Origin of the sequence: Marichromatium gracile (assembly GCF_004343155.1) — a bacterium.
Taxonomy (GTDB): domain Bacteria; phylum Pseudomonadota; class Gammaproteobacteria; order Chromatiales; family Chromatiaceae; genus Marichromatium; species Marichromatium gracile.
In genome coordinates this window covers 458,965-477,880 of the sequence record NZ_SMDC01000001.1, presented here as the reverse complement: position 1 = coordinate 477,880, position 18,916 = coordinate 458,965, and the positions used below count along the sequence as shown (strand labels likewise).

The following is an 18,916-nucleotide window of genomic DNA, read 5'->3' as shown; positions in this document are numbered from 1 at the left end:
AGTCCGTACCATGAACCGATTCACCCTGACCGCTGCCGCCACGGCATTGAGTGCGCTCGTCACCCCGGCACTGGCCGCCGACAAGGGCGAGGTCGAACTCGCCTACGTCGAATGGTCGACCGAGATCGCCAGCACCAATGTCGTCAAGGTGGTGCTCGAGGACCTGGGCTATGACGTCAAGATCACCCCGGTCTCGGCCGCCGCCATGTGGCAGGCGGTGGGAACCGGCGACGTCGACGGGCTGGTCGCCGCTTGGTTGCCCACCACCCACATGCACTATCTCGAGAAGGTCGCCGACGACGTCGAGGACCTCGGCCCCAACCTCGAGGGCACCCGCATCGGCCTGGTGGTGCCGAGCTATGTCGAGATCGACTCGATCGCCGAACTCGACGACGCCGCCGAGCGCTTCGACAACAAGATCATCGGCATCGACCCCGGCGCCGGTATCATGAGCAAGACCGAGCTGGCGATCGAGCGCTATGAGCTCGAGGACATCACCCTGGTCGAGGGCACCGGCCCGATCATGACCGCCGTCCTCGGCGACGCCATCGACGACAACGAATGGGTCGTCATCACCGGCTGGACCCCGCACTGGATGTTCGCCCAGTACGACCTGAAGTACCTCGAGGACCCCGAGGGCATCTACGGCGGTGAGGAAGAGATCCACACCATCGTGCGCAAGGGGCTCAAGGAAGACATGCCCGAGGTCTACGCCGTGCTCGACAACTTCCACTGGGCCCCGGAACAGATGGCCGAGCTGATGGTGTGGAACCAGGAAAAGCGCGCCGATCCTTACAAGAACGCCCGCCGCTGGGTCGAAGAGAACGCAGAGACTGTTGAGAGCTGGAAACCGTGATCAAGAAAAAGACCAATAACAGCAACCACCTGCCCCAGCCGGGCGCGCGAGCCTCGCTCGCGCTGCTCGCCCTCGGCGGGGCGCTGAGCGCCCTGCCGGCGACGGCCGCGACCACCGATGCCGCAGCCCTCGAAGGCCGTATCGCCGAGCTGCAGCGCCAACTCGCCGCGGCCCAGCGCGAGCTGGCCGCCGCCCGCTCCGAGACCGTCGCCGCCGAGCAGCAGGCGGCGGAGGCCGAGCAGCGTCTCGCCACCGCAGCCCCCGAGCCGGCCGACCGCAGCATCAAGCTCGGCCCGGTCACCGTCGGCGGCGCGCTGCGCGCCAACTACGTCCTCGGCAGCTACGAGGGCCTCGACAACGCCCCCAACCGCGGCGGCAACGGCGGCAACGTCGAGTTCGACACCTTCCGCCTCGAGCTCTCGCTCGACTACAACAACTTCATCGGCGAGTTCCAGTACCGCTGGTATCCGGCCGGCACCCGGGAGAGTTACAACTTCCTCCATACCGGTTGGCTCGGCTACCGCTTCGCCGACGACAGCGAGCTCAAGGTCGGCGTCAACCGGGTGCCCTTCGGTCCCGGCCCCTTCGGCGTGTCGCAGAGCTACATGTTCGACATGCACTACTATGTCGGACTCGCCGACGACATGGATCTGGGCGTGAAGTACACCACCGACATCGACAACTGGACGATCGATGTCGGCTACTACGCCGCCAGCGAGGGGAACTACTTCGGTCGCAGCCTCGACAGCGCCCGCTACAGCTACGACCCGGTGCGCTGGACCGAGTCGGTCGACGAGAACGGCAACGTCACCTACGGCGGCGCCAACAACGGCTACGAGGAGCGCCACCAGTTCAACCTGCGCGCCATCTACCACCTCACCGACGCCGCCATCCCCACCGACCTCGGCGTATCGCTGCAGTACGGCCAGCTCAAGGGCCAGCGCGCCGACGACGGCAGCCATTGGGCGGCCTCGGCGCACATGGTCAATCGTTACCGCAACTGGACCCTGGCCACCCAGCTGACCCGTTACGAGTACGACATCGACGCCGACAACCCCTGGGGGACCGACACCCTGATCCCGATGGGTGCCTTCGACTTCGCCTGGCCGGTGGCCAGCAAGGCGTGGGTCCCGGCGGTGTCGCTGAGCTACAAGCACGAGACCCCGAACCTGCCCTGGCTCGACTATGTGCTGCCCTATGTCGAGTACAGCTCGATCATCAAGGACGAGGGTGAGTTCAACAACAGCGACCTGATCACCGTCGGTGCCGCCTGGGCCAGCGGCGGCTGGTACATCTACAGCGACCTGGCCTACTCCAACGGCAACTACTTCGTCGGCAACGACGCCGGCAACGGGCTGCAGGACAACTACGGCAGCATCTACGGCGTCGGCGACTTCGGCGCCAACGGCAACGACGAGTGGAACTACCGGTTCACCCTGAACCTGGGCTACTACTTCTGATGCCGACCCGGACGGGCGCGCGACGCCCGTCCGACAACCCGCTTGCAACTCCCCCGCTTCGCACTCCCTCCCCCACGACCCCGGCTCCGCGCAACGCGTCCCGCGCGGGCGGTGACGGCGCGTCGTTCAACCTGAAGGATTGATTCGCAGTATGGACAAACCCCGCCTCACCCTCCCCAGCCTCGTCCTGTTCGGTCTCTGCGCGCTGCTCTCCAGCGGCGCCTTCGCCGGCTCCAAGGGCAAGATCGAACTGGTCTACGGCGAGTGGACCACCGAGATCGCCAGCACCAACCTGATCAAGGTGGTGCTCGAGGACCTCGGCTATGACGTCACCATCCGCTCGGTCGCGGTCGGCGCCATGTGGCAGGCGATCGCCGAGGGCGATGTCGACGGCATGGTCGCCGCCTGGCTGCCGACCACCCAACAGAACTATTACGACAATGTGCGCGATCGCATCGACGACCTCGGTCCCAACCTCATCGGCACCCAGGTGGGCCTGGTGGTGCCGAGCTATGTCGAGATCGACACCATCGCCGAGCTCAAGGACAGCGCCGAGCGCTTCGACAACAAGATCATCGGCATCGAGCCGGGCACCGGCATCATGCGCCGCACCGAGCAGATGATGGCGACCTACGGGCTCGAGGACATGAAGCTGGTGGAGAGCTCCGGCCCGATCATGACCGCGGTGCTCGGTGACGCCATCGAGGACGGCGACTGGGTGGTGGTCACCGGCTGGACCCCGCACTGGATCTTCTCGACCCATGAGCTGAAGTATCTCGCCGACCCCGAGAACATCTACGGCGGCGTCGAGCGCATCCACACCGTGGTGCGCAAGGGACTGGCCGAGGACCTGCCCGAGGCCTATGCGGTGCTCGACAACTTCCACTGGACCCCGGAGCAGATGGGCGAGCTGATGGCGTGGAACGAGGAGAAGCGCGCCGACCCCTACGAGAACGCCCGCCGCTGGGTCGAGACCTACCCCGAGGTGGTCGAGGCCTGGCTGCCCTGAGCCACGCCGACCGACCCGAGCCGCTCACCGGCTCGGGTATCATGATCGCCGTCCGGGGCGTCCGGCCCCGGACGGCGGACCCGTCTCGCGCGAGACCTCCGCCCCATCCCCAGCCCAGGATCTCGCGCCATGCCCCACCCCAAGCCCGTGCTCGCCGTATTCGCCTCCTTCTCCGGGAGCGGCGGGGTCGAGCGCATGCTGGTCAACCTGATCCGTGGTCTCGTCGATCTCGGTCAGCCGGTCGAGCTGCTGCTGGTGCGTGCCGAGGGTCCGCACCTGGAACGTCTCCCGCCCGAGGTCCGACAGATCCGCCTCGGCGTCGATCACACCCAGCTGGCCATCCCGGCGCTGGCGCGCTATCTGCGCCGCCGTCGTCCCGCGGCCCTGCTCGCGGCCAAGGACCGCGCCGGGCGTGCGGCGGTGATCGCCCGCGCCCTCGCCGGCACCGACACCCGGCTGGTGCTGCGGCTCGGCACCCATCTCTCGACCGCCATGGCCGAGCGCGACGCGCTCGCGCGCTGGCTGCGCTATGCCCCGATCCGCGTCCTCTATCCCCGGCTCGACGGCATCGTCGCCGTCTCCGAGGGGGTGGCGGCGGACACCGCGCGGATCGCCCGGCTCGAGCCGGCGCGCATCGGCGTGATCCGCAACCCGGTGATCACCCCGGAGCTGGCCGAGCAGGCCGCCGCGCCCTGCCCCCATCCCTGGCTCGCCGACGCCGCCCCCCCGGTGATCCTCGGCGCCGGGCGGCTACAGCGCCAGAAGGACTTCCCGACCCTGTTGCGCGCCTTCGCCAGAGTTCATGCCGAACGGCCCGAGTGCCGGCTGATGATCCTCGGCGAGGGCGGTGGCCGGGCACGACTCGAGCGCCTCGCCCGCGAACTGGGGATCGGCGCGGCGGTCGCCCTGCCCGGCTTCCAGCACAATCCCTACGCCTTCATCGCCCGCGCCCGGCAGTTCGTGCTCTCCTCGGCCTGGGAGGGCTCGCCCAACGTGCTCACCGAGGCGCTCGCGCTCGGCGTGCCGTCGGTGGCCACCGACTGCCCGAGCGGTCCGCGCGAACTGCTCGATGGCGGTCGCTACGGCCCGCTGGTCGCGGTCGGCGACGACCAGGCGCTGGCACGCGCCATGACCGCGACCCTGGACGCGCCGCTGCCGCCGGCGACCCTGCGCCGGGCGGTCGCGGCCTATCGTCAGGAGCGCAGTGCCGCACACTATCTCGAGGTGCTCGGGCTCGCCGGCTGAGCCGGGGCACACGCGGCCAAACCAGCGGAGACCACGCCCATGCGACTGCCACTGATCGGTGCCATCGTCGGGGTCTACGCGCTGCTGTTCGGTCTCACCCTGCTCGCCCCGATCGCGGTGGGGCTGTGGTACGGCGAGCCGCAGTGGCGCCACTTCCTCTGGCCGATGCTCGGCTCGATCGGGCTCGGCGCCCTGCTCTGGCTCGGTGGGCGCCACCAGGCGCGCACCCTCGGCGTCGCCGACGGCTATCTGGTGGTGGCGCTGTTCTGGATCCTGCTCAGCCTGCTCGGCGCCTGGCCGTTGCACCAGGGCTTCGGGCTGGCACCGGTCGACGCCCTGTTCGAGTCCACCTCCGGGGTCACCACCACCGGCGCGACGGTGATCAGCGGGCTCGACACCCTGCCCCGCGCGCTGCTCTTCTATCGTCAGCAGTTGCAATGGTTCGGCGGCATGGGACTGATCGTGCTCGGGCTGGCGGTGATGCCGCTGCTCGGCATCGGCGGCATGCAGCTCTATCGCGCCGAGGCCCCGGGACCGCTCAAGGAGGAGAAGCTCACCCCGCGCCTGACCCAGACCGCGCGCACCCTGTGGACGCTCTATCTCGGACTCACCCTGGCCTGCGCCCTGGCCTACTGGCTGGCCGGAATGACGCCCTTCGACGCCCTCTGCCACAGCCTCTCGACGCTCTCGACCGGCGGTTTCTCGACCCATGACGCCAGCATCGGCTATTTCGCCAGCGCGGCGGTGGAGACGGTGGCGGTCTGTTTCATGCTGCTCGCGGCGATCAACTTCGCGGTGCATTACGCGGCCTGGAGCAGCCGCGAGCCGATGCGCTATCTGCGTGATGCCGAGACCCGCGCCTTTCTCGCGCTGGTGTTCGGCTGTGTACTCTTGATCGGCGTGGTGCTCCGCCTCGAGGGCGGTTACGAGGGACTCGACGAGAGCCTGCGTGATGCGCTGTTCGAGGTCGTCTCGGTGGTCACCAGCACCGGCTTCGGCACCGTCGACTTCGCCCACTGGCCGGATTTTCTGCCGATCCTGCTGATCTATATCAGCTTCATCGGTGGCTGCGGCGGCTCCACCGCCGGCGGCATCAAGGTGTTGCGCGTGCTGCTGATGGTCAAGCAGGGGCTGCTGGAGATCCGCCAGCAGATCCACCCTCGCGCCTTGCTGCCGCTGCGTCTCGGCGGGCGCACCGTCGACTCGCGACTGGCACGGTCCGTGTGGGGATTCTTCGCCCTCTACCTCACCACCTTCGCCCTGCTCACCCTGCTGATGATCCATGCCGGGCTCGCTCCACTCGATGCCTTCAGCGCGGTGGCCACCAGCATCAACAACCTCGGTCCCGGACTCGGCGAGGTCGCCACCAGCTTCGCCACGGTCAGCGATCTCGGCAAGCTGATCGCCGTCGTCGCGATGCTGCTGGGCCGACTGGAAGTCCTCACCATCCTGGTGATCCTCTCGCCCGCCTTCTGGCGACGCTGAACGACGCGCAAGACCACCAAAACACCACGAAACGTGCTCCAGACTGCCCGTCAGACGCGATTGCATTTACTCTTATCGGACTGCAAACCGAAGACCCCAAAGGGTAATGAATGCAATCCACTCCAGAAAAAGCCCGACTCAACCCTCCAGTCTTCTATACCGCCTCCGCCCTGATCATCCTGATGGTGGTGATCGCAGCGGCCTTTCCTGAGACCGCCGACGCCTGGCTGCAGCACCTCCAGCAGGGCATCGTCGACAACGCCAGCTGGTTCTACGTATTGACGGTAGCGGTGATCCTGATCACCGTCGCCTTCCTGGGACTGTCGCGCTACGGCGAGATCAAGCTCGGACCGGATCACTCCAGCCCGGACTATTCCTACACCACCTGGTTCGCGATGCTGTTCTCCGCCGGCATGGGCATCGGGCTGATGTTCTTCGGCGTGGCCGAGCCGGTGATGCACTTTCTCTCGCCGCCGGTCGGCGACGGCGCCACCGTCGCCGCCGCGCGCGAGGCGATGAAGATCACCTTCTTCCACTGGGGTCTGCATGCCTGGGCGATCTATGCCATCGTGGCGCTGATCCTGGCCTTCTTCAGCTATCGTCACGGCCTGCCGCTGACCCTGCGCTCGGCGCTCTACCCGATGATCGGCGATCGGATCTACGGTCCCATCGGTCATGCCGTCGACGTCTTCGCGGTGGTCGGCACCGTGTTCGGTGTGGCCACCTCGCTCGGCTACGGCGTGCTCCAGGTCAACTCCGGGCTCAACCACCTCTTCGGCGTCCCGGTCGGGGTCGGTGTCCAGGTGCTGCTGATCGCCGGCGTCACCCTGCTGGCGATCATCTCGGTCACCACCGGCCTCGACAAGGGCATCCGTCGGCTCTCCGAGCTCAACATGGGCCTGGCGGTGCTGCTGCTCGCCTTCGTGCTGCTCGCCGGCCCCACGGTGTTCCTGCTCCAGGCCTTCGTGCAGAACGTCGGCTCCTATGCCTCTGACATCGTGCGCAACACCTTCAACCTCTACGCCTACGAGAAGACCGACTGGATCGGCGGCTGGACCATCCTCTACTGGGGCTGGTGGCTGTCCTGGGCGCCCTTCGTCGGGCTGTTCATCGCCCGTGTCTCGCGCGGTCGCACCATCCGCGAGTTCGCCATGGGCGTGCTCTTCATCCCCAGCGGCTTCACCCTGATGTGGATGACCTTCTTCGGCAACTCGGCGATCAACATGATCCTCAACGAGGGGCTGACCAGTCTCGGCGACACCGTCTCGAGCGATGTCACCCTGGCGCTGTTCGCCTTCCTCGAGCAGTTCCCGATGTCGGGCGTGCTCTCGGTGGTGGCCACGGTGATGGTGGTGGTGTTCTTCGTCACCTCCTCGGACTCGGGCTCGATGGTGGTCGACATGCTCTGCTCCAACGGTCACGACAACACCCCGCTGTGGCAACGCATCTACTGGGCCTCGGGCGAGGGCGTGGTCGCCGCGGTGCTGCTGGTCGCCGGCGGACTCGGCGCACTGCAGACCATGACCATCGCCTCGGCGCTGCCCTTCGCCGTGGTGCTGCTGATCGCCACCTTCGGCCTGCTCAAGGCGCTCAGGGTGGACGCGGCCAAGCGCGACAGCCTGCAGATGAACGTGGCCCCGATCGTCCCCAGCGAGCGACTCGGCGACTGGCAGGACCGACTCGGTACCATCATGGACGCGCCCAGCCGCGAGAACGTGCGCCGCTTCATGCGTCGTATCGCCCGGCCCGCCTGCGAGGCGGTGGCCAACGAGCTGCGCAAGCACGACCTCGAGACCGCCGTCGAACTCGACGAGGAGCGTGATCGGGTGCGACTGATCGTGATGCTCGGCGAGGAGGTCGACTTCATCTACGAGGTGCGCAGCCGCTCGCACATCAAGCCGGCCTTCATCCAGCCCGAGTTCTCCGCCGAGGACGCGCCCGAGGAGCAGCGCTACTACCGCGCCGAGATCCACCTCGGCGAGGGCGGTCAGGACTACGACGTGATGGGCTGGTCGCGCGAGGCGGTGATCAACGACATCATCAGCCAGTACCACAAGCACATGCACTTCCTGCACCTGCTGCGCTGACCCGTCCCGCCGCCGGCCCCATGGCCGGCGGCGATCTAATCCGCCACGCGTGCGACGGCCTCGAAAAGCGACCGGGTCAACGCATCGACCGCCGGTCCCGCCTCATCGTGCTCGGCGTGCACCAGATACAGGGTCACCCGATAGCGTCCGCCCTCCACCAGATCGAGTTCGCGCAGCGCGCCGCTCGCCAGCGCCGCGGCGATCGCGGCCCGCGGGATCCAGGCGAAGGCCAGCCCCCGACGGATGAGCGCGACCGCGCTCTCCAGCTGCGAGACGGTCCAGCGCGCATCCGCCCCCAGCCAGCCGCGATCGATCTGCTGCTGCCCGCTGTCGCGCACCACCACCTGACGGTGCTGACGCAGATCGGCGATCCCCAGCGTCCGTCCCAACCGATGCAGCGGGTGCTCGGGGTGGGCGACGGCGACGAACTCGACCTCGATCAGCGCCTCGCCGAGAAACCCCGGCGGCACCAGCGGGGTGATCGCCAGATCGACCCGACGCTGCAACAGTGCATCACTCGCCCCGGAGAGCACCGACTCGATCAACTCCACCCTGATCTGCGGCGCCGCGTCGGCAAAGGCCGCGAGCGCCTCCACCACCAGCGCCTGCGGCGTCACCACGGCATCGAGCGCGAGCCGCACCTCGGGCGCCCAGCCCTCGGCGAGGGTCGCGGCCAGCCGTTCGAGACGCTGCGCCTCTTCGAGCAACACCCGCGAACGACGCAGCAAGCGCTCACCGGCAGCGGTCGGCAGGCTGCGCCGACCGCGCTGCTCGAGCAACGCCACCGGCAATCGTTCCTGCAGCCGCTTGATGCCATAGCTGATCGCCGACTGGCTGCGCCCGAGCGCCTCGGCTGCCGCCTCGAACCCGCCGTGATCGATCACCGCTTGGAGCATGGCCCAGTGTTCGAGCGAGGTGCGTGGGGGCTTGGACATGACTGATCTAAATTCTTGATGGGAAAGCGCGAATGTTCGCATGAAAGACGACGAAATCCAGCTCTATCCTGAACTGAAAGCCTCTCTGCATCACCGACCGGAGCCGGACACCATGAACAAGATCCTCCATCTCGACAGTAGCCTGTTCGCCGCCCAGGGCGTCTCGACCATCCTCGGCGCACACCTCGTCGACGCCCTGCGCGTGCACCACCCGGCGCTGGAGATCACCCATCGCGACCTCGCCGCTACACCACTGCCCGCGCTCGACGCCGCCGGCGTCTCCGCCTTCGCCACCCCCGCCGAGCAGCGCGACGCCGACCAACAGGCCAGGGTCGCGCGATCCGACGCACTGATCGCCGAGCTGCGCGAGGCCGATCTGTTGGTGATCGGCGCACCGATGTACAACTTCGCCATCCCCGTGCAGCTCAAGAGCTGGTTCGATCACGTCGCCCGCGCCAGCGAGACCTTCCGCTACACCGAGCAGGGGCCGGTCGGGCTGCTCGAGGGCAAGCGCGCGGTGGCCCTGCTCAGTCGTGGCGGCATCCACCGCGACAGCCCCGAGGACACGGTCGCGGCCTATCTGACGAGCATGCTGCCCTTCCTCGGCATCGACGACGTGCGCCTGATCTATGCCGAGGGACTCAATCTCGGTGACCAGCCCCGTCGCGCGAGCATCGCCCGGGCCACCGAGCAGGTACAGGCACTGGCCGCAGAGCTGGTGCACTGAGATGGACACCCCAGGCCACCGCCGACTGATCGACGCGCGCCGCGCCTCGGACGGTTCCGGGGTCAGGCTGCAGCGCGTCCTCGCCCGCGAGGGGATGGGCGCGCTCGACCCGCTGTTGCTGCTCGACGACTTCGCCATCGCCGACCGGCACGACACCCCGCCGGGCTTCCCCGAGCACCCGCATCGAGGCTTCGAGACCCTGACGCTGATGCTCGACGGGGCCATGGCCCACGCCGACCATCTCGGCAACCGCGATCTGGTCGAGACCGGCGACGTTGCCTGGATGCGCGCCGGGCGCGGCGTGATCCATGCCGAACAACCCGTGCTGCGCAACGGTCGGGCACACGGGCTGCAGCTCTGGCTCAACCTGCCGGCGCGCGACAAGCTCAGCGACCCCGCCTACCGGCGCATCCCCGCCGCACAGATCCCCCGGCTCGCTCCCACCCCGGGCTGTCGGGTACGGGTGATCGCCGGCGACCTGGAACTCGCCGGCACGCAGACGCACGGCCCGCTCACCGAGGCGGCGTGCGCCCCCCTGCTGCTCGACCTCGCGCTCGACCCGAACGACGAGTTCGACCTGCCGGCGACCCCGGGCTGGCGCCAGCTGCTCTATGTCCACCAGGGCAGGGTCGCGATCGCCGACGACGGCATCAGGCGTCACCAACTCGCCGAACTCGACGACACCGAGGAGCTGCGACTGACCGCGGGGACAGAGGGCGCGGGCGCTCTCCTGATCGCCGCCCGACCGCTCGCCGAGCCGCTCGCCCACTACGGCCCCTTCGTGATGAACACCCAGGCCGAGATCGACCAGGCGATCGCCGACTACGAAGCCGGCCGGCTGACCGACTGAGCGCGCTCAGTCATCGCCGTCGTCGACACGGCACGGTCGCGGCGGCCCCCAGTCCGACGCCCTCCCCTCGCCACGCCCGTAGAGCGCGCGCAGGGTCTCGATCATCTCGTCGAAGCGGGTGTCGAACAGCACCTCCACCCGTTCGGTCGGATAGAGCCGGATCGAGCGCCCCTCGCGGCGCATCTCGATATAGCCGTCGGCGGCGATGCGCTTGAGCTTGCGGTGCACGGTGGCGAGGCTCAGATCGAGACAGGTGCTCAACGAGGAGATGTCGTGGGGACGGCCCTCGAGCCGCGCCTGGATCACGGTACGGATCATCAGGCTCGAGAGCGGATCGCCCCACATCCCGCTCTCGATGGCATAGAAGCGGTTCAGGCACTCGATGATCGCCCGGCGAACCTGATCGACCGGATCGACGGGGACGGAAGGGGATGGATCGACGGGCATGACAGGGACCTTTTCAGATTGGAAAACTCGGTTATTCCCTTTTCCCCAGCGGCCAAGTACCGTGAATCGCCACACCATGAGGGATCGAGTCGCCCCGCCACGACTGTTCGCGAACCAGCCGTCCGGGCGGCCCCGCATGGCACTGAAGCGCGCCCGGGAACGGGACGCGCACGGGATCGGCAACCGCCCGGGAGGCGGCGCCGGGCGAGCACCCGGCCTCCGGCCCGTCCGACTCAGGTTCGCAACACGAGACGAGGGTGGATGATGAAGAAGCGCATCGTCATCGTCGGTGGCGGCATCGGCGGCACCATGACCGCCAACAACATGGTCTCCAAGCTCGGCGTCGAGATCCGGCGCAACCAGGTCGAGGTGATGTTGATCTCCAACTCACCCTGGCACTACTACAAGCCGGCCTTCATGTATGTCGCCTTCGACATGTACCACAAGGCCGAATTACGTCGCAAACAGGCCACCCTGCTGCGCCCCGAGGTGCGTTTCGTGGTCGACGAGGTGGAGGCCTTCGAGTTCTCCGCCAGCCGTCTGCACACCCGCAGCGGCGCCCACTACGACTACGATTATCTGGTCGTCTCCACCGGTTGCCTGCCCGCGCCCGAGCGCATCGAGGGGCTGGCCGAGGCCGGTGACCACTTCTACCAGTTCGAGCCGGCCCGGCGCCTGGCGCAGAAGCTGCGCACCATCGAGCGCGGGCGCATCTTCATCACCGTCACCTTCCCCAAGACCCCGGACGTCCCCCACCAGTGCGGGATCGCGCCGATCGAGACCACGCTGATGGTCGACGAGCTGCTGCGCCGACGCGGCGTGCGCGACCGCGTCGAGATCCTCTACACCTATCCCAGCGTCTCGCAACTGTTGCGCAACTGTCTGTTCATGCAGAAGCAGACCTGCGAGGTCCTGCCGCAGATCTTCAGCGACCGCGACATCCACTTCAAACGCGGCTTCACCCTCGAACGCGTCGACCCCGATGCCCGCGTCGCCCACTCCAGCGAGGGCGACAGCGAGGACTTCGACATCCTGATGTCGACCCCGCCGATCCGCGCCGTCGACGCGGTGATCAACTCCGGCGTCTCCGAGGCCGCCGAGGACGAGGGCTGGCTGCCGACCAACCGTCGCAGCCTGCAGCTCAAGGGTCACCCCAACGTCTACTGCATGGGCGACACCGTCGACCTGCCGATCTCCAAGGCCGGCGGCTCCTGTCACAACCAGTCGCCGGTGATCATCGACAACATCGCCTTCGACCTGCGCCAGGGCGCCACCCCGGCGGTCTACGACGGTCGCGTCCAGGCGATCGCGCAGATGGGGCTCGAGGCCGGGATGCCGCTCTGGTACGACTACGACCAGGACGTCCAACCGACCCCACCGACCAAGGTCGGCGGGCTGATGCGCAAGACCTTCAACCGTGGCGTCTACTGGGCCACGGCACGCGGTCTGGTGTAGTGGAGAGGAGGACCCGATCATGCTGACCGCCACCAAACCCCAGGACGCCGCAGCGGTGCTCGCCGACCCCGATACCGCCGCAGGGCTGCGCGACCTCGCCGAACACCTAGCCCCACTGCTGCAGACGCGGCGCCTGCACAATGTCGTCGACCTGCTCTCGGCCACCTCCGACTTCATCGACATGGCCGACGACCAGCTCACCCAGAAGCTCGCCAAGGCCTTCGAGGAGGTGGTGTGGGCCGGCTGGTCGGCCGGCAACGCGCTGCGCAGCGCCTCGGCCACCGCCGCTGACAGCGAGCCGCCGACCCTGTGGCAGCTCTCGCGCCAGCTCAACGACCCGGAGGTCAGGCGCGGGCTGTTCTTCGTCATCCAGCTGCTCGGTGCCGTCGGCCGCCAGGTCGCGCTCGAGGCCGAGATCCCCGAGGACGACTGAGCGGCGCGCGCCATGGCGCGAGCGCATCGGCCTGCCTAGACTCGGGTGGAAGGCCACCGCCTCCCACCCGACTCGGTATGCGAGGATCGCTCCATGGGTCAGTCGCCACAGCCCACTGCTCTCCCCCAGCTGCAGGCGCTGGTCGCACTCAACGGTCTCGGCGCCGGCGGCGTGCTGGCGCTGCTGCACCGCGCGCTGTCACCCGCCGCTGCCGCGCCGCTCGCCGAGCCCCTGGTGTGGGCGCTGCTGCTCGCACCCTCGGCGCTACTGGCCCATGCGATCGGTGGCTGGATCGACCGCCGCGGCGCCACCCCGGTGCTGCGGCTGGCCGCCTGGACCCAGGCGCTGCTGGTCGCGACGCTCGCCGGACTGCAGTGGCGCGGCTGGCCGGGCACGCCCTGGCTCGCGGCGCTGCTGCTCGGCGGCCAGCTCGCCCTCTTCGCCCCGGCGGTGGTGGCGCACCTCCAGGGGCTCACCGGCAAGCACCGGCTCGGGGTGGCCAATGCCCAGCTGCTCGGCGCGCTCGGGCTGGGGCTGCTCGCCGGCTGGTCGTTGCTGCTCCTCACCCCCACGGGCGCGGACCTGGCGACACGGCTGCACCAATTGCTCCCCGCGCTCGTCCCGCTGGTGCTGGCCGCGCTCGCCCAGCTCGCGCTGACCCGCGCCCTGGCGCGCGCGCCCGAACCGGCGCCGAAACCGCCGCTGGCCGGGCCCCTACTCGCCGAGGTCCGGGCGCTGCGCGCCAACCCGGTGATCTGGCGCTCGCTGATCGGCGTCACCCTGTTCTGGGCGATCGCCGCCGGGCTGCTATTCGGTCTCCCCGCCGCACTCGACGAGCGTCCACTGCCCCTGCTGTGGCCGCTGGCCGCCGGGCTCGTCGGACTCGTGCTCGGCGCACTGCTCGCCGCACGACTCTCGCGCGATCATATCGAGAGCGCGCTCGCCTCCTTCGGCGCCATCGGCGTCGCCGTCTCGCTACTGCTGCTGCCCGGGCTCTCCGGCGGCGCCCAGGTGCTCGCACTCGCCGCCTTCGGGCTCGCCGGCGCGCTCTTCCTGGTGCCGCTGCAGGCGCTGATCCAGTTCCACGTCACCGCCCGCCACGGCAGCGCACTGGGGTGTGCTCAGGCGCTCTCGCGCGCCGGGGTGCTCGGCGGCACGCTGGCGGTGGCCGCCGCGCTCGCGCTCGGCATCGCCCCGGGTGCGCTGCTCGGGGTGTTGGCGCTGACCGCCCTGCTCGGCGCCGGCTACACCCTCTATCACCTGCCGCAGTCGCTCGCCCGCTTCGTCGCCGGTCGACTGCTCGCCACCCGCTACCGCCTCGCGGTGATCGGGGTCGAGCAGCTACCGCCGCTCGGCGGCGTGCTGCTGCTCGGCAACCACGTCAGCTGGATCGACTGGGCGGTGGTGCAGATGGCCGCGCCGCGCCCGGTGCGCTTCGTCATGGAACGCGGGCTCTACGAGCGCTGGTACCTGCGCCACCTGCTCGACTTCTTCGGGGTGATCCCGATCTCCGGCGGCGCCAGCCGCGAGGCCACCGCGCGGGTGACCCGGCTGCTCGAGGCCGGCGAGGTGGTCTGTCTGTTCCCCGAGGGCACGCTGAGCAAGAACGGTCAGCTCTCGGCCTTCAAGCGCGGCTTCGAGCGCGCCGCCAGCGCGGCCACCGGCGCGGTGATCGTGCCCTTCTATCTGCGCGGGCTCTGGGGCAGCCGCTTCTCGTACGCCAGCGACCAACTCAAGGCCAACCGCCGGGTCGGGCGCACCCGCGACCTGGTGGTCGCCTTCGGCGCGCCGATGACGCGCGAGAGCAGCGCCGAGCAGGTCAAGCAGGCGGTGTTCGAACTCTCGGTGAGCTCCTGGCAGCGCCATGTCGAACAGCTGCCGAGCCTGCCCGAGGCCTGGCTGGAGGCCAATCGGCGCACCCCGGCGCGGGTCTGTCTGGCCGATGCCGAGGGCGCCAGTCTGGGTCAGCCCCGGCTCGCCGGCGCGGCGCTCGCCTTCGCCCTCGAGGTCCGCGCCCGTTGCCCCGGGCCGCGGGTCGGCATCCTGCTGCCGGCGAGCGTCGGCGCCGCGCTCGCCAACCTCGCCGCGCTGCTCGCCGGCAAGACGGTGGTCAACCTCAACTACACCACCGGGCCCGAGGTGCTGCGCCAGTCGATCGCGCGCGCCGACTGCGGCGTGGTGCTGACCTCGAGGCGCTTTCGCGCCCGGCTCGCACAGCGTGGCATCGATCTCGACGCGGCACTCGACGGGGTCGAGGCGGTGGCGCTGGAAGACCTGCGCGGGCGGATCGGTCGGGTACGGCCACTGCTGCTGATCGTCCTCGCCCGGCTGCTGCCGCCGCGCTGGCTGCTGCGCGCGCTCGGCGCCCGGCTCGATGCCGACGAGACCGCGGCGATCCTGTTTTCCAGCGGCAGCGAGGGCCTGCCCAAGGGGGTCGAGCTGACCCATCGCAACATCCTCGCCAACGTGCGTCAGATCGCCGACGTGCTCAACACCGAGCGCGACGACCTGATCCTCGCCAACCTGCCGCCCTTCCACGCCTTCGGGCTGACGGTCACCACCTTCCTGCCGCTGCTCGAGGGCATCCCCGTGGTCTGTCACCCCGACCCCACCGACGCGCTCGCCAACGCCCGCGCCATCGCCCGCTATCGCGCCACCGTGCTGTGCAGCACCTCGAGCTTCCTGCGGCTGTATCTGCGCCACCCGCGGGTGCACCCGCTGATGCTGCAGTCGCTGCGGGTGGTGGTCGCCGGCGCCGAGCGGCTCGACCCGGAGGTGCGCAAGTCCTTCCTGCTGCGCTTCAACAAGCCGATCTACGAGGGCTATGGCGCCACCGAGACCACCCCGGTGGCCAGCGTCAACGTCCCCGACGCGCTCGAGACCGCCACCTGGAAGGTGCAGATCGGCTCGCGCCCGGGCAGCGTCGGCATGCCGTTGCCGGGCACCAGCTTCCGCATCGTCGACCCCGAGGACCTGCGCACCCTGCCCCCCGGCGAGGAGGGGCTGATCCTGATCGGTGGGGTGCAGGTGATGAAGGGCTATCTCGACGACCCCGAACGCACCGCCGCGACGGTGATCACCCTCGACGGCATGCGCTGGTACCGCACCGGCGACAAGGGCCGGGTCGACGCCGACGGCTTCCTCACCATCGTCGAGCGCTACTCGCGCTTCGCCAAGATCGGCGGCGAGATGGTCGGGCTCGGTCATGTCGAGCAGCAGGTCAAGGCCGCGCTCGCCTGCCCCGAGCTCGACCTGGTGGCCACCACCCTGCCCGACCCGCGCAAGGGCGAGCGCATCGTGCTGCTGGTCAGCGCCGTGCTCGAACTCGACCAACTGCGCGGTCAGCTGCGCACGGCGGGGATGACGCCGCTGGAGATGCCCGCCGAGATCCATCAGGTCGAGCGCATCCCCAGGCTCGGCAGCGGCAAGGTCGACTACGGCGCAAGCCGTCGGCTGGCGGCCGATCTCGCGACCTGCAAGACGCCGAAAGAATCGACATAAACACATGTTACAAAAGAAATAAAAACGAAATGATCGGGATTGAAAACGGCCGCCGGCAGGCTATGCTTGAAGCAGAAACCCCGAGCTGATGCGAGGGAGGAGGGGAGTGCCATGAAGACCAAGACGAAGATGCCCGCCGAGACCGGCGCGCAGCGCGCGCCGACCCTCTTCGACGAGATGGATCGCGCCTTCGAGCAGATGATGCGACAGGGCTGGCTGCAGCGTCCGTTCCCCGGGCTGTGGCCGGGCTGGGACGCCGAGACCAAGGCGACGGCGGTGGTACCGCGGATGGACGTGATCGACCGCGACGACGAGATCCTGGTCCGCGCCGAGGTGCCGGGCGTGGCCCGCAAGGACCTGGAGATCGAACTCAGCGGACGGCTGCTCACCATCAAGGGCGAGCGGGCGCACGAGACCCGCGAGGAGCACGGCACCTACTGCCACACCGAGATCGCCCGCGGTGGCTTCACCCGCAGCATCCGGCTGCCCGATGAGGTCGCCACCGAGCGGGTCGAGGCGACCTTCGAGGACGGCGTCCTCGAGGTCCACCTGCCGAAGACCGAGCGCGCCGAGCGCCGCCGCGTCGAGGTGAAGTGATCATCCACCACGCGGGCCCCCGAGCCCGCAACGCCCCCGGTGCCGACACCCGGCCCGGGGGCGCGTCGTTGCGGCCCCGGCACGACCCGTCCCTCAGCGCTCGCGCCACACCGTGGTGTAGAGATCGTGACGTCGATCCTTCAGGTTCTGCACCGTGCCCGAGTTGCGCGCCGCGCGCAGCGCCTCGAGACGCAGGTCGGCGAAGGCCACGGTCTCGACGTTGGGCGTGGTGTCGGCGGCGATGCCATCGCGCGCGAAGGGGAAGTCGCAGGGGGTGAGGATGCAGCTCTGGGCGTACTGGATGTCCATGTTGTGCACGTTCGGCAGGTTGCCGACGTTGCCCGAGAGGGCGACATAGCACTGGTTCTCCACCGCCCGCGCCTGACAGCAGTAGCGCACCCGCAGATAGGACTGGCGCTCGTCGGTGCAGAAGGGCACGAAGATGATGTTGGCGCCCTGGTCGACGAGATGACGGCCGAGTTCGGGGAACTCCGAGTCGTAGCAGATCAGCACCCCGATGGGACCGCAGTCGGTGTTGATCGCGTTGAGCGAGTCGCCGCCCTCGATGTTCCACCAGTAGACCTCGTTGGGGGTCGGGTGGATCTTCGGCTGCTCGTGGACCTCGCCGCCACGCAGACAGACGTAGCAGATGTTCTCGACCCGGCCATTGGCCATCCGCGTCGGGTGCGAACCGCCGATGATGTTGATGTTGTAGCGCACCGCCATCTCGCTGAGCGCTTCCTTGAGCGGCGTGGTGTACTTGGTGAGCGCCTCGATCGACTCGGCCGGCGACAGCTCCTGGTCCTCCATCGACAGCAGCTGTAGCGAGAACAGCTCGGGGAAGACCACGAAGTCGGCGCGATAGTCGGCGGTGACGTCGACAAAATAGCGCACCAGATCGATGAATTCATCGAACGACCCCACCCGGCGCTGCATGTACTGTACCGTCGCCACCCGCACGGTGTCGGGCAACCGCGCCCCATAGCTCTTGGCGCGACGCTCCTCCTGCTCGTCCGGGGCATTGGGGTTGCGCCACAGCAGATGCACCGCATACCCGAGCGACTCCTTGTCCTCCTTGAGGTAGTCCGGCAGCAGCCCGAGCACCTCGAAGCCGTTGCGCATCTGGAAGGCGAGCACCGGGTCGCGCTGGCGGCTGGCCTTGGCCTCCTCGAGATAGTGCTCGGGACCGTCGAAGCGGCGCACTCGTCGCGCCAGGGTCGGCAGCCGGCCACCGAAGACGATCCCCTTGGCGTCCCAGGCGCGCGCCAGCTTCTTGCGCGCGTCATAGAGACGCTGACCGATGCGCAGCCCGCGATAATCGGGGTCGACGCAGACCTCCATGCCGTAGAGATAGTCGCCGTCGGGGTCGTGCCGCGAGGCATAGCCGCCGCCGCTGATCTCGGCCCAGGTATGGGGCTTGAGCGCGAACTGACCGCTGATCAGGAAGGTGGCGCAGTAGCCGACGATCTCGCCCTGATACTCGGCGACGAACTGTCCCTCGGCGAAATTGTTGATCTGGCCGCGCAACATCGCTGCCGAATAGGTGCCCATGCCGGCGCTCTGGTAGACCTTGGCGACCAGGGCGCGGATGGCGGGAATATCGGCGATGCGAGCGTTGCGGACCAACAGTTGGGGCTTGGTGGATCTGGCCTGGGTGGAGCTGGACATGTCGTGCACTCCTCGGCTGAAGGGATGGCCGGCGTCGATACCGGACCATCGATTGTGCCAGACCCCACACCCTTGTCGCTGCCTATCGGTCACCCTCACATTGAGAATCATCAGTAGACTGACGGGTTCGCCACGGCGGACGGACACCACCGCCGAGCGGC

The 18,916-nt window shown here is 68.7% G+C and carries 15 protein-coding genes; 12 read left to right on the top strand and 3 right to left on the bottom strand.

The window, feature by feature from the left end:
- Positions 1-10 precede the first annotated feature (10 nt).
- The 6 genes from EDC29_RS02190 to EDC29_RS02165 all read left to right on the top strand — a co-directional run bounded on the left by EDC29_RS02190 (position 11) and on the right by EDC29_RS02165 (position 8,142).
- Entirely contained in the window at positions 11-856 is an 846-nt protein-coding gene (locus EDC29_RS02190; protein ID WP_123138960.1) for a glycine betaine ABC transporter substrate-binding protein, read from the top strand.
- Positions 853-2,316 (top strand): hypothetical protein, encoded by a 1,464-nt coding sequence (locus EDC29_RS02185; RefSeq protein ID WP_123138961.1) that lies wholly within the window; start codon positions 853-855, stop codon positions 2,314-2,316. The genes EDC29_RS02190 and EDC29_RS02185 overlap by 4 nt, the downstream gene beginning before the upstream one ends.
- A 151-nt stretch (positions 2,317-2,467) precedes the next feature.
- Positions 2,468-3,325, top strand: a complete 858-nt coding sequence (locus EDC29_RS02180; protein ID WP_123138962.1) for a glycine betaine ABC transporter substrate-binding protein — start codon at positions 2,468-2,470, stop codon at positions 3,323-3,325.
- Positions 3,326-3,454: 129 nt separating this feature from the next.
- Positions 3,455-4,570, top strand: coding sequence for a glycosyltransferase (locus EDC29_RS02175; RefSeq protein WP_132228357.1), 1,116 nt, complete (start codon positions 3,455-3,457; stop codon positions 4,568-4,570).
- 39 nt (positions 4,571-4,609) lie between these two features.
- On the top strand, positions 4,610-6,055 hold the full coding sequence (locus EDC29_RS02170) for a TrkH family potassium uptake protein (RefSeq protein WP_123138964.1): 1,446 nt from the start codon (positions 4,610-4,612) through the stop codon (positions 6,053-6,055).
- Between the two features lie 110 nt (positions 6,056-6,165).
- Positions 6,166-8,142: a BCCT family transporter gene (locus EDC29_RS02165; RefSeq protein ID WP_123138965.1), complete on the top strand. Its 1,977-nt coding sequence runs from the start codon at positions 6,166-6,168 to the stop codon at positions 8,140-8,142.
- A 35-nt stretch (positions 8,143-8,177) separates the two neighbouring features.
- On the opposite strand, the gene EDC29_RS02160 is transcribed toward EDC29_RS02165, so the two are convergent.
- A complete protein-coding gene (locus tag EDC29_RS02160; protein ID WP_132228355.1) occupies positions 8,178-9,077 on the bottom strand; it encodes a LysR family transcriptional regulator in 900 nt (299 codons plus the stop codon).
- 112 nt (positions 9,078-9,189) lie between these two features.
- Here EDC29_RS02160 and EDC29_RS02155 point away from each other — a divergent pair, with 112 nt between their 5' ends.
- A complete protein-coding gene (locus EDC29_RS02155) occupies positions 9,190-9,804 on the top strand; it encodes an FMN-dependent NADH-azoreductase (RefSeq protein WP_132228353.1) in 615 nt (204 codons plus the stop codon).
- 1 nt (position 9,805) lies between these two features.
- Positions 9,806-10,654: a pirin family protein gene (locus EDC29_RS02150; RefSeq protein ID WP_132228351.1), complete on the top strand. Its 849-nt coding sequence runs from the start codon at positions 9,806-9,808 to the stop codon at positions 10,652-10,654.
- Between the two features lie 6 nt (positions 10,655-10,660).
- On the opposite strand, the gene EDC29_RS02145 is transcribed toward EDC29_RS02150, so the two are convergent.
- A complete protein-coding gene (locus EDC29_RS02145) occupies positions 10,661-11,101 on the bottom strand; it encodes a winged helix-turn-helix domain-containing protein (protein WP_132228349.1) in 441 nt (146 codons plus the stop codon).
- A 261-nt stretch (positions 11,102-11,362) separates the two neighbouring features.
- Here EDC29_RS02145 and EDC29_RS02140 point away from each other — a divergent pair, with 261 nt between their 5' ends.
- The 4 genes from EDC29_RS02140 (at position 11,363) to EDC29_RS02125 (ending at position 17,087) form a co-directional block, all read left to right on the top strand.
- Positions 11,363-12,556: an NAD(P)/FAD-dependent oxidoreductase gene (locus tag EDC29_RS02140; protein WP_242465901.1), complete on the top strand. Its 1,194-nt coding sequence runs from the start codon at positions 11,363-11,365 to the stop codon at positions 12,554-12,556.
- A 19-nt stretch (positions 12,557-12,575) separates the two neighbouring features.
- A complete protein-coding gene (locus EDC29_RS02135) occupies positions 12,576-12,989 on the top strand; it encodes a helical membrane plugin domain-containing protein (RefSeq protein WP_123138971.1) in 414 nt (137 codons plus the stop codon).
- Between the two features lie 93 nt (positions 12,990-13,082).
- Positions 13,083-16,490 (top strand): MFS transporter, encoded by a 3,408-nt coding sequence (locus EDC29_RS02130; RefSeq protein ID WP_132228347.1) that lies wholly within the window; start codon positions 13,083-13,085, stop codon positions 16,488-16,490.
- A 111-nt stretch (positions 16,491-16,601) separates the two neighbouring features.
- Positions 16,602-17,087, top strand: coding sequence for an Hsp20/alpha crystallin family protein (locus tag EDC29_RS02125; protein WP_132228345.1), 486 nt, complete (start codon positions 16,602-16,604; stop codon positions 17,085-17,087).
- 93 nt (positions 17,088-17,180) lie between these two features.
- Here the strand turns inward: EDC29_RS02125 and EDC29_RS02120 are convergent, their stop codons facing one another.
- Positions 17,181-18,755, bottom strand: coding sequence for a carbon-nitrogen hydrolase family protein (locus EDC29_RS02120; RefSeq protein WP_123138974.1), 1,575 nt, complete (start codon positions 18,753-18,755; stop codon positions 17,181-17,183).
- Positions 18,756-18,916 lie beyond the last annotated feature (161 nt).

Coding starts and splice junctions, on each gene's coding strand:
- EDC29_RS02190 (WP_123138960.1), top strand. CDS start 11: ATGAACCGATTCACCCTGACCGCTGCCGCCACGGCATTGAGTGCGCTC.
- EDC29_RS02180 (WP_123138962.1), top strand. CDS start 2,468: ATGGACAAACCCCGCCTCACCCTCCCCAGCCTCGTCCTGTTCGGTCTC.
- EDC29_RS02175 (WP_132228357.1), top strand. CDS start 3,455: ATGCCCCACCCCAAGCCCGTGCTCGCCGTATTCGCCTCCTTCTCCGGG.
- EDC29_RS02170 (WP_123138964.1), top strand. CDS start 4,610: ATGCGACTGCCACTGATCGGTGCCATCGTCGGGGTCTACGCGCTGCTG.
- EDC29_RS02165 (WP_123138965.1), top strand. CDS start 6,166: ATGCAATCCACTCCAGAAAAAGCCCGACTCAACCCTCCAGTCTTCTAT.
- EDC29_RS02160 (WP_132228355.1), bottom strand. CDS start 9,077: ATGTCCAAGCCCCCACGCACCTCGCTCGAACACTGGGCCATGCTCCAA.
- EDC29_RS02155 (WP_132228353.1), top strand. CDS start 9,190: ATGAACAAGATCCTCCATCTCGACAGTAGCCTGTTCGCCGCCCAGGGC.
- EDC29_RS02150 (WP_132228351.1), top strand. CDS start 9,806: ATGGACACCCCAGGCCACCGCCGACTGATCGACGCGCGCCGCGCCTCG.
- EDC29_RS02145 (WP_132228349.1), bottom strand. CDS start 11,101: ATGCCCGTCGATCCATCCCCTTCCGTCCCCGTCGATCCGGTCGATCAG.
- EDC29_RS02140 (WP_242465901.1), top strand. CDS start 11,363: ATGATGAAGAAGCGCATCGTCATCGTCGGTGGCGGCATCGGCGGCACC.
- EDC29_RS02135 (WP_123138971.1), top strand. CDS start 12,576: ATGCTGACCGCCACCAAACCCCAGGACGCCGCAGCGGTGCTCGCCGAC.
- EDC29_RS02130 (WP_132228347.1), top strand. CDS start 13,083: ATGGGTCAGTCGCCACAGCCCACTGCTCTCCCCCAGCTGCAGGCGCTG.
- EDC29_RS02125 (WP_132228345.1), top strand. CDS start 16,602: ATGAAGACCAAGACGAAGATGCCCGCCGAGACCGGCGCGCAGCGCGCG.
- EDC29_RS02120 (WP_123138974.1), bottom strand. CDS start 18,755: ATGTCCAGCTCCACCCAGGCCAGATCCACCAAGCCCCAACTGTTGGTC.